Origin of the sequence: Mesorhizobium humile (assembly GCF_033977215.1) — a bacterium.
GTDB classification, from domain to species: domain Bacteria; phylum Pseudomonadota; class Alphaproteobacteria; order Rhizobiales; family Rhizobiaceae; genus Mesorhizobium; species Mesorhizobium humile.
Window position 1 is genome coordinate 175623 of record NZ_JAVIIV010000006.1, and the last position, 15263, is coordinate 190885.

Annotated in this window: 14 protein-coding genes and 1 pseudogene; 5 read left to right on the top strand and 10 right to left on the bottom strand. The window is 62.7% G+C overall.

The features are described from left to right. The first annotated feature begins 8 nt into the window (after positions 1–8). Both RFM52_RS12210 and RFM52_RS12215 read left to right on the top strand, forming a co-directional pair. Complete coding sequence (locus RFM52_RS12210; protein ID WP_320293703.1) at positions 9–1496, top strand: NAD-dependent succinate-semialdehyde dehydrogenase; 1488 nt, start codon at positions 9–11, stop codon at positions 1494–1496. Further along, entirely contained in the window at positions 1496–2329 is an 834-nt protein-coding gene (locus tag RFM52_RS12215; protein WP_320293702.1) for an alpha/beta hydrolase, read from the top strand. Before RFM52_RS12210 ends, RFM52_RS12215 begins: the two co-directional genes overlap by 1 nt. Positions 2330–2374: 45 nt before the next feature. On the opposite strand, the gene RFM52_RS12220 is transcribed toward RFM52_RS12215, so the two are convergent. The 8 genes from RFM52_RS12220 to RFM52_RS12255 form a co-directional block, all read right to left on the bottom strand. Continuing rightward, positions 2375–3118 carry an amino acid ABC transporter ATP-binding protein gene (locus tag RFM52_RS12220; RefSeq protein ID WP_320293701.1) on the bottom strand — a complete coding sequence of 248 codons (744 nt, stop codon included), beginning with the start codon at positions 3116–3118 and terminating at the stop codon, positions 2375–2377. Beyond that, positions 3115–4089 carry an amino acid ABC transporter permease gene (locus RFM52_RS12225; RefSeq protein WP_320293700.1) on the bottom strand — a complete coding sequence of 325 codons (975 nt, stop codon included), beginning with the start codon at positions 4087–4089 and terminating at the stop codon, positions 3115–3117. Before RFM52_RS12225 ends, RFM52_RS12220 begins: the two co-directional genes overlap by 4 nt. Positions 4090–4143: 54 nt before the next feature. Beyond that, on the bottom strand, positions 4144–4977 hold the full coding sequence (locus tag RFM52_RS12230) for a transporter substrate-binding domain-containing protein (protein WP_320293699.1): 834 nt from the start codon (positions 4975–4977) through the stop codon (positions 4144–4146). 203 nt (positions 4978–5180) lie between these two features. After that, positions 5181–6008 carry an alpha/beta fold hydrolase gene (locus tag RFM52_RS12235; RefSeq protein ID WP_320293779.1) on the bottom strand — a complete coding sequence of 276 codons (828 nt, stop codon included), beginning with the start codon at positions 6006–6008 and terminating at the stop codon, positions 5181–5183. Between the two features lie 2 nt (positions 6009–6010). Continuing rightward, complete coding sequence (locus RFM52_RS12240; protein WP_320293698.1) at positions 6011–7087, bottom strand: LLM class flavin-dependent oxidoreductase; 1077 nt, start codon at positions 7085–7087, stop codon at positions 6011–6013. A 32-nt stretch (positions 7088–7119) separates the two neighbouring features. After that, positions 7120–8631 (bottom strand): aldehyde dehydrogenase, encoded by a 1512-nt coding sequence (locus RFM52_RS12245; RefSeq protein WP_320293697.1) that lies wholly within the window; start codon positions 8629–8631, stop codon positions 7120–7122. Positions 8632–8653: 22 nt separating this feature from the next. Further along, positions 8654–9631 (bottom strand): flavin reductase family protein, encoded by a 978-nt coding sequence (locus RFM52_RS12250; protein WP_320293696.1) that lies wholly within the window; start codon positions 9629–9631, stop codon positions 8654–8656. Positions 9632–9805: 174 nt separating this feature from the next. Next, positions 9806–11599 carry a helix-turn-helix domain-containing protein gene (locus RFM52_RS12255; protein ID WP_320293695.1) on the bottom strand — a complete coding sequence of 598 codons (1794 nt, stop codon included), beginning with the start codon at positions 11597–11599 and terminating at the stop codon, positions 9806–9808. Between the two features lie 162 nt (positions 11600–11761). Here RFM52_RS12255 and RFM52_RS12260 point away from each other — a divergent pair, with 162 nt between their 5' ends. Further along, positions 11762–12343: an amino acid synthesis family protein gene (locus RFM52_RS12260; protein WP_320293694.1), complete on the top strand. Its 582-nt coding sequence runs from the start codon at positions 11762–11764 to the stop codon at positions 12341–12343. A 147-nt stretch (positions 12344–12490) separates the two neighbouring features. After that, positions 12491–12855 (top strand): annotated as a pseudogene (locus RFM52_RS12265) (bifunctional hydroxymethylpyrimidine kinase/phosphomethylpyrimidine kinase). Positions 12856–12902: 47 nt separating this feature from the next. Here the strand turns inward: RFM52_RS12265 and RFM52_RS12270 are convergent. Then, positions 12903–13133 carry a hypothetical protein gene (locus tag RFM52_RS12270; protein ID WP_320293692.1) on the bottom strand — a complete coding sequence of 77 codons (231 nt, stop codon included), beginning with the start codon at positions 13131–13133 and terminating at the stop codon, positions 12903–12905. A gap of 114 nt (positions 13134–13247) precedes the next feature. Then, complete coding sequence (locus RFM52_RS12275; protein ID WP_320293691.1) at positions 13248–13532, bottom strand: hypothetical protein; 285 nt, start codon at positions 13530–13532, stop codon at positions 13248–13250. A 231-nt stretch (positions 13533–13763) separates the two neighbouring features. On the opposite strand from RFM52_RS12275, the gene RFM52_RS12280 reads away from it, so the two are divergent. Then, positions 13764–14915: an AraC family transcriptional regulator gene (locus RFM52_RS12280; RefSeq protein ID WP_320293690.1), complete on the top strand. Its 1152-nt coding sequence runs from the start codon at positions 13764–13766 to the stop codon at positions 14913–14915. The last annotated feature ends 348 nt before the right edge of the window (positions 14916–15263 follow it).

A 15263-nucleotide genomic window follows, 5' to 3' on the forward strand; every position in this document is an offset into this window, starting at 1 on the left:
CCAAATCCATGAACATCCTCCAAGACCAATTCGACCAGGATCAAGATATGTCCGACTACATCACCTTCGCCCACGGCCTCTATATCGGCGGCAAGTGGCGGCCGGCGTCCGACGGCCGTGTCATCGAAGTGGTTGACCCTTCGACCGAAGCCGTGATTGCGGCGGTGCCGGACGCGACGCTCGGCGACACCGCCGACGCGGTGGAAGCGGCCGCAGCCGCGGCCGAAGCGTGGCGCGGAACCCCGCCGCGTCGCCGCTCCGAGATCCTGCGGCGCTGCTTCGAGCTGATGACCGAACGCGCTGAGACCTTGGCCGCGCTGATCTCCCTGGAGAACGGCAAAACCCTGCGCGATGCGCGCGGCGAAGTCGCATACGCGGCAGAGTTCTTTCGCTGGTACGCGGAGGAAGCGGTTCGCATCAGCGGCGAGTACAATCTTGCGCCGTCCGGCGCAAACCGGATCGTGGTTGACTACCAGCCCATCGGCATTTGCATTCTGATCACGCCGTGGAATTTCCCTGCCGCCATGGCGACGCGCAAGATCGCGCCGGCGCTCGCAGCGGGTTGCACTGTGATCCTGAAGCCTGCCAGCGAGACGCCGCTGACAGCTTATGCGCTTGCGGCGCTCTACGAAGAGGCAGGCGTGCCGCCCGGCGTCGTCAACGTCATCACCACGTCCGATCCTGGACCGCTGACCGCGGCCATGTTGGCCGATGCGCGCGTGCGCAAGTTGTCGTTCACCGGCTCGACCGGTATCGGGCGATTGCTCCTGGCCGAGGCCGCGAAGCATGTCATCTCCTGTTCCATGGAGCTTGGCGGCAACGCGCCGTTCATCGTCTTTGACGACGCCGATCTGGAAGCCGCCCTCGACGGCGCCATGATCGCCAAGATGCGCAATGCCGGCGAGGCCTGCACGGCGGCCAATCGGCTCTATGTCCAGGCCGGCATCCATGACGCTTTCGCCGAGGGCCTGCGCAGACGCATGGCGGCGCTCCGTGTCGGCCCGGGCACGGAGGCCGATACGGAATGTGGTCCGATGATCACCAGGAAAGCTGTCGCCAAGATCGACCGCCTTGTCCAGGACGCGGTGACGCGTGGCGCCAAGGTCCTGTGCGGCGGCGAGGCGCCGGCGGACAGGGGGTTCTTCTATCCGCCGACGGTGCTCGCCGACGTCCCTTCGGATTCAGAAATGGCGCATGAGGAGATCTTCGGACCGGTGGCCCCCATCAGCCGATTCGAGAATGAGGCGGAGGCCATCGCTCGGGCCAACGACACCGAGTACGGTCTCGCCGCCTACATCTACACCCGGGACTTGGCCAAGGGCATGCGGGTTGCTTCCAGGATCGAGTCCGGCATGATCGCGCTCAATCGCGGCCTGATGTCGGATCCCGCCGCGCCCTTCGGCGGCGTCAAACAGAGCGGGCTCGGACGTGAAGGCGGCCAGAAGCACGGCATAGCCGAGTTCATGGAAGCGAAGTATATCGCCGTGACGATCTGATGAGCCAGATGCCGAAAGATCCGTTCCGCATTCGTGATCACGTCGCAGAGTTCGACGAGATCGTCGCGGACATCGTTCAGCGCAGCGCCAAGACGAGGCAGAACATCCCGATGGTCGCTGACGTCGCTTACGGTGCTGCGCATACCGAAACCCTCGACCTGTTTTTTCCGCAAGGAGAACGGCACGGACTGCCGGTGCACATGTTCATTCACGGCGGCTATTGGCGCATGTTTTCCAAACGCGATTATTCCTATATCGCCGACACGGTGACGGCCGCCGGCGCGATAGCAGCCATTGTCGACTATGCGCTCATGCCGACCGTCAGAATGGCGACGATTGTCGACCAGGTGCGCCGTGCGCGGCATTGGATAGAGCAGAATATTGCCAGCTACGGCGGCAACGCCGGCCAGTTCACAGTTAGCGGCCACTCTGCCGGGGCGCATATCGCGACAATGCTCTTCAACGATCCTGACCGCCTGTCTGGCGTCAGAGCCGCGCTGCTGCTCGGAGGGCTCTATGACTTGAAGCCGCTGCAAGACTCCTTCCTCGCTGCAGAGATCGCGATCACCGACGATGAAGTGGCCCGGTTCTCCCCAGTCACCCATCGGTTCGACAGTACGGTGGCGGTCGAAATTCTTTTCGGCGCCACGGAAACACTCCCATTTCAAGCCCAAGCTCAGGCAATGGCCGAACATTTTTCCCAACAGAAACTGGCCGTGTCGATCTGTAGCCTTCCGAACGCCAACCACATGAGCAGTGTGAGCGACCTCGGACTTACGAGCACTCGTGCCGGCGCCAGGTTGGCGGAGCTGATCGAAAGTATCAATCAATAACGGAACTAACGCTTCTAACCGCGCAACCCTGCCTAAAGCGCGTCGCTAATGCTTCAGGATCTGGCTGAGGAACAGCTTCGTCCGAGCATGCCGCGGGCGGGCGAAAAACTCGTCTGGCGTGCCCTCTTCGACGATCTGTCCGGCGTCCATGAAGATGACGCGGTCGGCCACGGCGCGGGCAAAGCCCATTTCATGCGTCACGCACACCATGGTCATGCCGTCACGGGCCAGTCCGGTCATCGTCTCCAGCACCTCCGAGACCATTTCCGGGTCAAGAGCTGAGGTCGGCTCGTCGAACAGCATGACATCGGGTTTCATGCACAGGCTGCGGGCGATCGCCACGCGCTGCTGCTGGCCGCCGGAAAGCTGGACCGGGAACTTGTTCGCCTGCTCGGGAATGCGAACCCGTTCCAGGAACTGGAGAGCGGTCTTGCGTGCCTCCGCGGCGGACACGCCCTTGACCCACATCGGTCCGGCCATGCAGTTCATCAGCACCGTCATATGCGGGAACAGGTTGAAGTGCTGGAAGACCATGCCGACGTTGGAGCGCACGGCAGCGACGTTGTTCATCTTGCCATGCAGGGCAATACCGTTGATGACGATGTCGCCTTCCTGATGCGCTTCAAGGCGGTTGAAGCAGCGGATCAATGTCGACTTGCCCGAGCCGGACGGCCCGCAGATGACGATGCGCTCGCCCTTGTGCACAGTGAGGTTGATGTCCTTCAGCGCGTGGAACTGGCCGTACCATTTTGAAACGGCCTTAGCTTCAATGATGGCTTGAACACTCATCGCACCTTGCTCCTGGCATAGTGCCGTTCGATGCGGGACTGGATCAGCTCGAGGCAGATCGACAGCACCCAGTAGATCATGGCGGCCGAGATCAGCATTTCCATGTGCTGGAAGGTCTTCTGGCCGAGCGTGCGCGCGAGGAACATCAGCTCCCACACGCCGATGACGGAGACCAGTGAGGAATCCTTCAGCATCGAGATGAACTGGTTGCCGGTCGGCGGAATGATGACCGGCAATGCCTGCGGCAGGATGATGCGGCGCATGGTCAAGGCGAAGCCGAATCCCATCGAGCGCGAAGCCTCCCACTGGCCGCGATCGATGCTCTGGATGCCGGAGCGAAAAATCTCGGTCATGTAGGCGCCGTAGCAGAGCGACAGCGCCAGGATGCCAGCGGGCACGGCATTGATGACGAAACCGAGCTGCGGCAGCCCGAGATAGATCAGATAGACTTGCATCAGCAGCGGCAGGCCGCGAAAGAAGGAGGTGTAGAAGCTGGCGATCGCGTAGGCGAAACCGTTGCTGGAGAGCTTGGCGACCGCGCCCGCCACCGCGATGACCGAAGCGATGACGATGGAGATCGCCGAGACGTAGAGCGTGGTTACCACGCCCTGGCTGATCAGGAACGGAAGCTTCTCGCGGATGAAAGGCAGGCTGAGGTGAAACGTCTCGAAGAAGGCGATGAACAGGAGCAGCAGTTCGAGCCATACGATGCCGATCTGCAACTTAAGCGGCGCGAAACCGATCAGCACGACGTTCAGCGTGAAGATCACCGCAATCGCAAAGCCGATGGCGAAGCGTCCGTAAAGGCCGCTCGTCGAGGGCTCGCCGATCACCGGACGCATCAGTTCGGCGAAGCCGGTGCCAGACAGGTTGAAGGCCATGAACACCAGCAGGACGACGCCGAACATTGTCGCCACGAACCAGGGCTTGTGAACGAGGACTTCGGCCTCGACGGTATCCGGGTAGAGCATATTTGAGCACCGGCGGTTCGGCGGCCCGCCAATGGCAGGCCGCCTTTGGAGGGACTAGTTCGTCTTCGAATAATCCTGGCCGTACCATTTCTCCGAAAGCTTGCTCAGCGTGCCGTCCGCCTTCATCGCCTTCACGGCGTCGGCGATCTTGGCCGACAGTTCCGGATCGCCATGCTCGATGGCGATCGCCAGCGGCTCGTAGAACACCGGCTCGCCCACCTGCTTGATCGGATAGCCGGCCTTCACCGCATCGAGGATCGACGGAAGCGAGGAAACCACCGCGTCCAGCCGCACGCCGTCGCCGAGGCGCAGGTCGTCGAAGGCGGTGGTCGAGTTCTCGTAGGAATGCACTTCCTTCGGGTTGAGCTTGTACTCGAATGGCGGCGCGCCGGCGGCGTCGAGCGTCAGTTCCTTCTTGGCATAGGCTTCGAAGGTGGAGGTGCTGGTGGCGCCAACCACCTTGCCGTCGAGGTCGGCAAGCGTCTTGGCCTTGCTGTCCTTGTGCACGGCGACCGCCGCCGGCGTGTAGTAGTATACTGCCGGGAAATTGAAGATCTCGGCGCGCTTCTTGGTCGGCGTCATTGAACCGACATGCATGTCCCAGCGCCCCGCCCAGTTGCCTGCCGTGATGATGTCCCAGCCGGGTGTGACGAACTCGACTTTGACGCCGAGATGCTTGCCGATCTCCTTGGCGACGTCGACGTCGAAACCGTCGAGCTCATTGTTGGCATTCATGAAGGATTGCGGCGCCCAATTAGCGTCTGTCGCAACCTTGAGCGTGCCGGCTGAAGTCACGCGGTCGAGCACAGCCCCGGCGTGGGCGGGATATGCGCCAAGCGCAAGCGCCATAGCGGCCATCGTCAGCTGTCGTCTGTTCCAGAATGTCATGTCTCTATTCCCCTGTTGTTGTTCAGTTCCATGCGGTCACGATCTTTCTGTCTGGTCATGACCCGCAATTTCGTGCTGGCCGGGCCGGCGTGCTCCCCCAAAAAGCATGCGGATTTAGCGACGGGCTGGCCGCTCCGGTCTTCCGATGCCGCGGAGGATGTTTGCCGTTCCCCTTCCCCCGATCACAGGGAAAGCCGGCGCTGTCAGCCATGAGAGGCAACTCCCTTCGTCCGACCGGCGCCCGACAGGAAGTCGCCCATCACGGCGGCAACTTGGGCCGGTGCCTCGATCAGGATCGAATGGCGAAGCCCGGGCAGGATGGCGAGCTCGGAGCCCTGCACCTGTTCGTGCATCAGCCGCGCCATGCGCGGGCTGGAGCCCTGGTCGTCCTCGCCGGTCACGATCAGCGTCGGGCAGGTGATGCGATCGAGGATGCCGCCGAAATCGGTTTCGGCCAGAACCCGGTAGGCGGCGGCATAACAGTCACGGTCGTTCTCGGCGTCGCGCCCGCGCAGCTCGGCGATGATCTCCGGGTTCCGGTCCTGGAAATCCTCCGTCAGCCAGCGCGACAGCGAGGCGGCGTGATGCGCCGAGGCGTCGCTCGCCATCAGCGCCGCCAGCCGGCCGCGCACCGCCTGCCGCTCCTCGGGCGTACGGCCGGCGACGGTCGACAAAAGCACCAGTTTTTCCAGCCGCTCGGCATGCGTCAGCGCAAGCCGCTGCGCGATAAGGCCACCCAGCGAAAACCCGGCCAGATTGAAAGTCGAAAACCCCAGATGATCGGCCAGCGCCAGCGTCTCGCCGACGAAATCGTCGATCTCGTAGCGGCCCTTGACCCGGCTGGAGCGGCCATGGCCGCGCAGATCGAAGGTGAGCACCGCGAAGTGGTTCTTCAACCGGTCGGCCACGCCATTCCAGGCTTCGAGATAGGAACCGACGCCGTGGATGCAGACCAGCGGCACGCCGCCCTCGCCCTCGAGACGCCAGTTGAGCAGCACGCCTTCGACGTCGAGCTGGCCCGAGCGCGCCATGGTCACGCCCTCGCTGCCTGGCGCGCCTTGTCGCGCTCGCGCGCGGCAAAGATCGGCATCACCTCGTCGACCCACAGCTTGATCGTCTTCTTCTGCAGTTCGAACGGCAGGTTGAACGTGAGGCCGAGGCAATATTGATCGACGCCCGCCGCCTCATAGTCGAGCAGTTTCTCGATCACCTCGTCCGGCGTGCCGAACATGAGGTTGCGACGGATGTTTTCGGGATTGTAGTTGTCCTTACCCTTGACGCTCTCGTAGGGCACCGCTTCGGGGAAGCCGTTGTTCACAGTGCCTATGTTCTGGAACAAGTTCTCGAAGGCGCGGCCGTAGTCGATGGCATGCCCAACCGCCACCTCCCAATCCTGTTCCCGTTCGTAGACGCAGGTGCGGCGCTGCATCATCAGGCGCGGACGCGGCACCTCCGGATGATCGGCGACGGCCTTGCGGAATTTCTCACCGAGCACAGCGATCTCGGCCGCCGGCGCCGACAAGGGCGTCGACAGGATCGAGGCGCCGATGCCGACCGCCCAATCGAATGTGCCGGGATCGCGCGCCGCGACCCAGACCGGCGGATGCGGCCTCTGCAGCGGCTTCGGCACACCGGCGGCTAAAGGAAACTTCCAATAGTGCCCGTCATGGGCATAATCCTCGGCCCACAGTTTCTTCACGGCCGGAACCAGTTCCTTCAGATAGGCGACGCCTTCCTGCTGCGGCATGCCGCCTGCCATGCGGTCGAACTCATACTGGTAGGAACCGCGCGCGATGCCGAACTCCAGCCGCCCGCCGGTCAGGTGGTCGCAAAGCGCGGCCTCGCCCGCCAGCCGGATCGGGCTCCAATAGGGCGCGACCAGCGTCGAGGTGCCGAGCCTTATCTGCTCGGTGTGCTGGGCCAGCCAGGTCAGCGTCATCAGCGGATTGGGCGAGATCGTGCATTCGATCGTGTGGTGCTCCGCCGTCCATAGCGTCTCGAAGCCGCCCTCGTCGGCCATGCGCGCGAGTTCCAGCAGATTGCTCTTCACCCTTTCCATCGGGATGTCGGGCGAGAAGCGCTCCATGGTCAGCGATACGGCGAATTTCATGTCGGTCTCCCGGTCGTTGCGTCGGGTTATGGTCAGCGAAGGCGGATGACGAACGGGTCCTGCATGGCGCCCGAATAGTCGATGACGACGTTCTTCAAGCGCGAGAACTCCTCCATGGCGTCGAAGCCGCCGCGCCGCCCGTAGCCGCTCTCCTTGAAGCCGCCATTGGCGGACATGAAGGAGGACGCGCGATAGGTGTTGATCCAGACCGTGCCGGCCTCGACATTCCTGGCGAAGCGCAGGGCGCGGTTGATATCGCGCGTCCAAATGCCGGAGGCGAGCCCATAGCGTGTGTCGTTGGCGAGCCGGATCATCTCGTCTTCCGACGAGAACGGAATGACGCCGACGACGGGACCGAACAGCTCCTCCTGCATGAACTCCATGCCGTTGTCGGCATCGGTCATGACGGTCGGTTCGAAATACCAGCCGCCCGCGAGCTCGTCCGCCTGCGGCCGCTTGCCGCCGGCCGCGATCCGGGCGCCCTGGCGCACGCCCGAGGCGACATAGGTTTCCACCTTGGCAAGCTGCGCCGACAGCGCCAGCGGGCCGATGTCGGTGTCCTCCTGCATCGGCAACCCGACCCGAACGCGACGGGTGCGCTCGACCAGCGCCTCGACGAAGCGGTCATAGGCGCTCGCCTCGACAAAGCAACGCGAGCCGGCGACGCAGGTCTGGCCCGCGGCCGCGAAGACACCGGACACGACGCCGTTGACGGCATGCTCGATATCGACGTCGCCGAAGACGACATGGGGTGACTTGCCGCCGAGCTCCATCGAACAGGGGATGAGGTTCTCCGCCGCGTTGGCGGCAATCCGGCGCCCGGTTCCGGTCGAGCCGGTGAAGACGAATTTGGCGATGCCTGGATGCCGGGTCAGCGCGTCGCCCGCCACGGCGCCGGTGCCGGTCACCACGTTGACGACGCCGGCGGGAAACCCGGCCTCCATGATCAACTCGGCCAGGGCGAGCGTCGAAGCCGAGGCGTGCTCGGACGGCTTGACGACCACCGTGTTGCCGAGCGCCAGGCATGGCGCCAGCGTGCCGGTGAGCAGCATCAGCGGCGAATTCCACGGCGTGATCATGCCGACAACGCCGATCGGCTCGCGCAGATTGAAATTCAGCATGTCGAGCTTGTTGACGGGAATGGTGTCGCCGAGCAGTTTGTCGGCCATGCCGGCGAAATAGGTGTAGCTGTCGGGCATGGCGCGCATCTGTGCCCGCATTTCCTTGAGCAGCTTGCCATTGTCGCGCGTCTCGATCAGCGCGAGCTCGTCGGCGTGCTCCAGCACCAGCTCCGCCAGCCGGCGGACGAGCTTGCCGCGGTCGGTCTGGGTCATGCGCCGCCAGGCCGGATTGACGAACGCGGCTCGAGCTGCCTCGACGGCCGCCCCAACATCCTCGGCGTCGGCCTCGGCAAACTGGTACCAGGGCTTGCCGGTAGTCGGGTCGAAGCTGTCGATATATTGCCCCTGCTTCGGCGCTACGAACGCGCCGTCGATGAACAGGTCCTGGCGTGAGCCTTCGAGCGATCCGACCGTCGTTTTCATGCTGTCAGTCCTGCGTGGATCATCATTCGGACGCGGCCTGCGTCCACGATTGCGACTGGCCGTCGATCATGGCGACGCGGCCGCCGTCGCCGGTGTCCATGTAGATGCCGAAGCGCTTGTCCTGGCGCTCGCGCGCATAGCGGCGCAGCATGGCGCGCAGCTCGTGCGTGGTGATCTTTTCGTAGGGCAGCGCATCGACGGCAAAGAAGGCGTGACCGTCCGGCAGTGCGGCTTCAGTGCTCTCACGGTTGAGCTCGGCGCGGTAGATCAGGTAGCCGGGATCGCTATCGGCGACGTCGAACACCGAATAGAGGAAGGTGTTTTCAGGAACGAGGCTCAACGCCTCGCCTCCATCGAGGACGAGCCGGCTGTCGGCCTTGCGGCGCTGCGCGGTCGGCAGCACCCAGCCGCCCTTGCCGTCGCCGCGCAGAAGGATGCGGTTCCCCGCTTCGACCAGATAGCCGATGATCATGTCCTGCGAGGCCAGCCAACCGGCCGGCAGCGGATCCTTCACGCTGGCGTAGCGGCCGCGGCAGAAGCCGAGCGGCGCCGACGGGCTGGTTCCGAAGGCCTGGACCCGGCCGATCAGGATGATGTGATCGCCGGCCTCGATGCGGTTGTGAACGGTGCAGTCGAACCAAGTCAGGCTGTCGGTGAGGACCGGCGCGCCGGTGTGCGCGCGGTCATGTTTGACCGACTGGAATTTGTCGGCCGACTTCGAGGCGAACGCCGACGAGACATCCACCTGCCCCTCATGCAGGAAATTGACCGCGAAGGACTGAGTTTCGTTGAAGGCCGGAAAGCTCGCCGCCGACTTGCCGACGCAGACCAGGAGCAGCGGCGGGTCGAGCGAAACTGAGGTGAAGGAATTGGCGGTCATGCCACGCGGATTGCCGTCGCGATCGCGCGTGGTGATGACGGTAACCCCGGTGACGAAGGTGCCGAAGGCACGACGCAAAGCGATCGGGTCGATCGTCCTTTGTGCCACCGCGTCCGCCATTGCTTCCTCCATTGTGCGGGATGGAAGCTAGGCAGGTGCCGGCACCGGTTCTTCCTCCGATCTGTAGGAAAGACTTCGCGACAGGCTGCTGCCATCCCGAGCAAGCACGAGCGCGACGAGCCCGTGCCCGGCGCGGATGCGATGTGGCGGCAGCGATCTTGAGATGGAGTGGTTCTAGCGGGCTGCCGGCACGCGGCTGTCGATGATGCCGCTGAGGCGGATTGCCAGCTCGACCGCGAAGCGTTGTTCGGGCGTGTCGAGCTTGATCCCGAACAGCTCCTCCATGCGTGACAGGCGATAGCGCAAGGTGGTGACATGCAGCCCGATGGCGTCGGCGCAGGCCTGGCTGCGGCAGCCTTCGCGCAGATAGGCGAACAGGGTGTCCAGATAGGGCGTGCCGTGCTCGCGGTCATGCGCGATCAGCGCGCCGACGCTTTTGTCGACGAAGTTGCGCACGTCGGGCACGTCGGCGGCGGCGACCAGCATCGGCAGCGGACCGAAGTCCTGGCCGGCGAAGACGCCGGTGCGTCCGAAGGAACGGCCGATGCGGATCATGCGGCGGCAACGGTCCCACGCGGTCGGATAATCGGCCAGCGAGGTGCACACTTCAGAACCCAGGATCGCCGGCTCACGCTCGAAATAGCGGCCAAGCTCTGAGGCTATTTTGTTGAGCAACTTCCCCACGCGTATGCCGTCCTGCCCGATATCGTCTGCGACGAGACAGACAAGGCCGCCTTCAACGGCGATAACGGTGCCGGCCACGCCTGTCTGTTCCAACAGCCGGACCAGGGCATGATGCGGATCGGCGCCGCTGCCGTCCTTCGCCGCGTCGGCGTAGTCGACGACGATCAGCCTTTGCGGCGCCGTCAGGTCGACGCCCAAGCGGCGGGCGCGGTTGACGATATCGGCCTCATCGCGCCAGCGGCGCTCCACGACCTCCAGGAAAAGCTCGGTCAGCGACCTGGTCTCGAAGCGGAAGCGGACGAAGCTGCGCATCATCTGCACGCTGAGCGCGAATTTGGCGCTGTCCAGCAGCATCTGGTCGAGTTGGCCGGACTGCTGCGGCGTCGGAAAAATCATCAGCGCGCCAACCACTTCGTCATCGATGGTAAGCGGCTCGATACGCACCGAAAGCCTGAGCCGGTGCTTGCCGTCGTCGACGAACAGCGTCTCGTTCTGGCGCGCTTCGGGCGCACCGCGCGCGACCTTGACGATCTGCCGGTTGAGCGGACCGGCCACGGCCTGCTGCCAGGACGCTGCATCGAAGTGCGCTTCGCTCGGCGAGCGACCGGCGACGATCAGATTGGCGTGGAAATCGATGACCACGACCGGATTGGGTAAGAGCTCGCCGACCTTGTCGGCGAGCGCGGCAACTGCCCCTTCCGACAGCGCCTGCTGCAAAAGCGTGGTGTGCGCCAGCAGGGCACGCTGCAGTCGCTCGCCGGCCTGCTTCTCCTGACGCAGGCGATGCTGCTTCTCCACCGCGATCTCGCCGAGATGCACGATCATGCCGATGAAGGCGATATCCTCGGCGCTCACCTCGGTGATTTCGCGCGAGACCACCGTCAGCACCATCGGCCGGCCGTCCTCGTCGACGCAGTTCATCGGCATGACGAGAACGCTGCGATAGTCGCGCTCGAACGCCTCGCGGCGATAGCCGGGAAACTCCTCGGATACACGCGCGTCCCTGATATAGACGGGCTCGTTGCGATTGAGCGCGACGATCGACGGACTGGTCGCAAGTTCCCAGCGGTCCGGCAATGTACGTTGAATGAGCGTCGGGTCGTGGCGCACGATGACATAGGCGTGGCCATGCGGCGCATCGATGCTCATGATCGAGCCCAGGGTCCATTTGGCATGACGGCAGGCTGCCAGCACGAGGTCGCGCAGCACGGACTGGAGATCGCCACCCGAATTGATAAGGCTGGCGGCGTCCCGCAAAGAGAGAATTTGCGACTCGTGGTCCACGCCCGGTCTTCCGCCTCGCGAAGAGCTAAATTAAGCCCTCGCGGATATACGAACGCTACACCGCTTCCAAGCGGGGTGCACGCCGATTCTTCCTACGAACCGGAGGAATACCAGTCCCTTGGGCCTTACTAGGCTGGACTTCCACCAACGGGGCCCAAAATCATGGAATTGCGAAAAGTCTGCACCTTCATCGAGGAAGTGCGCATCGAAGGCGGCAAGGCGGGTGCCAGGCCGGTAACATCGATCGTCGTTGCCGCCGTCCTGCGCAATCCATGGGCCGGGCGCGGCTTCGTCGAGAATTTGCGGCCGGAGATCGTGGCCATCGCACCTCGGCTGGGGCATGAGCTTACGCACCGCCTGCTCGGGCTTATGCCGGCAGAGCGTATCGAGAGCTATGGCAAGGCCGCGGCCGTTGGGGTGGCAGGCGAGATCGAGCACGCGTCGGCCATGATCCACACGTTGCGCTTCGGCAATGTCTTCCGCGACGCCGTCGGCGGCACGACCTATCTCGAATTCTGCAACACGCGCAACGCGCCGGGCGCCCTGCTGTCGCTGCCGATGATGCACAAGAGCGAGAACGGCCGCCGCTCGCATTTCATCACCGCCAATTTCCAGATAGCCGACGGCCCGGCCGCCGACGAGATCGTCGTGGCCATCGGCGCCGCCGACGGCGGCCGCGTCCACCCGCGGATTGCCGACCGTTTTCAGGACATGAAAGAGATGGAGCAGGAGACCGCTGGATAACGTTGTACGCGACGCGTTCGCTTTGTTGTTGATGATGTCCGCTTCAGAAACATGCCAAGCCGGCTTCAACGGCCGAGATTGAGGCGCAGAGAAGCCATGTCCGGTCTGGTGGAACCGAATGCTGTCGAAGTCATGAAGCGTGATCTCATGCCGCTTTGCCGTCTGATCACGCCGAATCTCATTGAACTGGCGGTGCTGGCCGGCTCGGAATTGGCCGTCAACGACGAAGAAGTGCTGCGGCAGGGAAGGCGATTGCTTGCGGCCGGGCCGCGGCACTGCTCATCAAGGGCGGACATGCGGCGGGGGCAACATCAACAGACATGCTGTTGACATCCGACGGGGAACCGGTTCGTTTCGACATGCTCCGGCTTGCCGGTTCGATGCGCGGGACGGGCTGCATGCTGGCCAGCGCGATCGCCGCGCATCAGGCCAAGGCGAAGTCGATTGAAAGCAGCGTGCGAGACAGCAAACGATTTGTGTTCGAGCAGTTTTTGAAGAGCTCAATCGAATAACTTGCGGCTGCCCGACTATTCATATCGCGCGCCCTCGGCGACATGCACTATTGCGGGGTTCCCGCGTTCTTTTGCCGGCGAGATCTGACCGCCTCCAGCAGTTCGCGTTCGCTGGTGTGAGCATTTCGATAAATTGCCACAACCATCACCGCCAGAATTTCGGCGTCCGGGTCCAAGGGATCGAGCCGTTCATCCGCGCAAACCTGATTGAAGACGCGTTCGCAAACAGCCAGATCGAGAGGGCTAAGACAGGTGCGATTGAAACGCTGACGCAGCATTTGAGCGAACCTTTCAGGGTCCGCCGTCCGTGCTTTGCGGCGGGCTTGTATCACTGAAGCTCGAGCGATGGTATTGCTCGCAATCTTATTGCCGTACTAATCAATACATCACGACTATGGTATTAGTATTCCTAGAATCTGGGCGCACTCGCGAGATCTGTATTGCCCGGATGTCATCAGTTGGTAATAGTCTTGCCGCTTGTTTTCCGGTACGTGAAAACCCCGCCGGAAATCCGCCGCCTCTTTTGGGGTTCTGGTGCAGCCGAGTTTGCTGGCGCTGACTTTCAAACTCGCCAGCGAGCATCCGAGCTTTGCCGCAATATCTTTCAAGGGTTCGTTGTTAAAGTACCCATCGAGAATGATCTTCCGGCGAGCTTCTCCTTTCAGCTTTGCGTTCATTTCGTGGTCTCCTCAACTACGCTTTCACGGTGCCAGATTCTATACGCACGAGGTTGAAGAGTGTCGTTAGCTCCGCATCCAAAAACTTATCTCGGAATGCATTTCTTACTGCCACCCAGCATGGGACGGCTTCTGTGGACTCCAGCCCCACCGGTCTTGCCAGATGCCTGGTGCACACCACATGATTGAGGATGGGCGCGGGCATACCGGATTCGGATATGGCACCCTGCGATGGACGCTAAGAAACAGGACGAGGCGCGTGCGCGGCAGTCGCCGGAACGTGATCGACGTCGTTGGCCGCGCGAAGCTCAACCTGACGACGCAGACTGTGAGGTTGCAACCTCACTTCCGCCGGCGCTCAAACCCTTGGCGTTTTCAACGCGCGAACTGGCGCCGCCGGATCAGTTCGCCGCCTGGCAGGCACTCATGGCACCGCTTGTCGAGGTCAAGTTGGCGGATGACAAATCGCGCGAAGATGGCTTTCCCGCTGACCATGTGACCTGGAACCTCGGTGGCATGCTGATTGTCCAACAGCGCGCGCCGGCGCATAGCTATCTGCGTTCTTCCGCAAAGCTTCGGTCCAGCTCGATCGATCACTGGTATATCGCCTTGCTACGGAATGGCCGGTCGTGGACGGAGGTCGATCGCCGCGTGGCGGAAAACCAGCCGGGCAAATTGGAGATCAGATCGCTTGGCTACCCGTTTCGCGGCAGGACAACGGAATCCGAAAGCCTGTTTGTCTATTTGCCGCGTGATCTGTTCGCCCAGGCGACGGCGACCCTGGACGCAAAGAACAATTCAATTCTGTCCGGCAACTTTGCCAACCTCTTGGTCGACTACGTCAACAGCATCGAAGCCAGGCTGAGCAGTCTCACGGCTGATGATCTGCCTCGTATCGTGCACGCAACACGCAGCATGATCACTGCCTGCCTCTCGCCCCAGGCGGACCAATCGGCAGCCACCGAACAATTGGCGAGCGTCGCGCTGATGGAGCGAGCGCGCCGATACGTCCACAACAATCTGGATGCGGCTCATCTGACCCCGGATTCGATGTGCCGGGCGCTCGGCGTATCGCGCTCTCGTCTCTATCAGTTGTTCGAACCGAGCGGTGGTGTTCTCCACTACATACAAAGTCGCCGACTTCTGGCCGCCCATGTTGCGCTTAGCGATTCGGCGGACAGCCGGCGCATTGCCGATATTGCGGAAGCCGTGGGGTTTAGTTCGGGGGCCAATTTCAGCCGGGCATTCAGCAAGGAATTCGGTTACAGCCCGCGCGAGGTCCGAAGTTCCACGGGGTTGCCCCACCCCACCTCCTCTGTCTCGCCTGCCGAACATGAGAAGGCCCCATCCTTTGAAGGTTGGCTAAAGGCGCTCGGCAGTTGATTTGGGATTGGGCGATGGCTGGGATGGCGCGCTCGAAACAGGCTTGCCGGCGCGCGCAGGCAGTCCCGCCTTACGAATCACAATATTTTGAATCACGTCCGACGTGCGCTCTTTAGAATGGCCAAATTTGCGGCAATTCCGGTTGTCAACGAACTGTGACTATTAACCATTGTCGATAATACAACGCCAATCACTGCGGAGCTTACATCGTAACTGCGTCGCGCATGCCGCTTGTTGAGAACGCGCGTTGAAAGTTTGCCAAGTTCGACAGTCATGTTATTTCTAGACTGGGGGACGCACATTGACACCGCCTATGGAGGTGACACTTGCATCCAAAGGCGTCAGGCG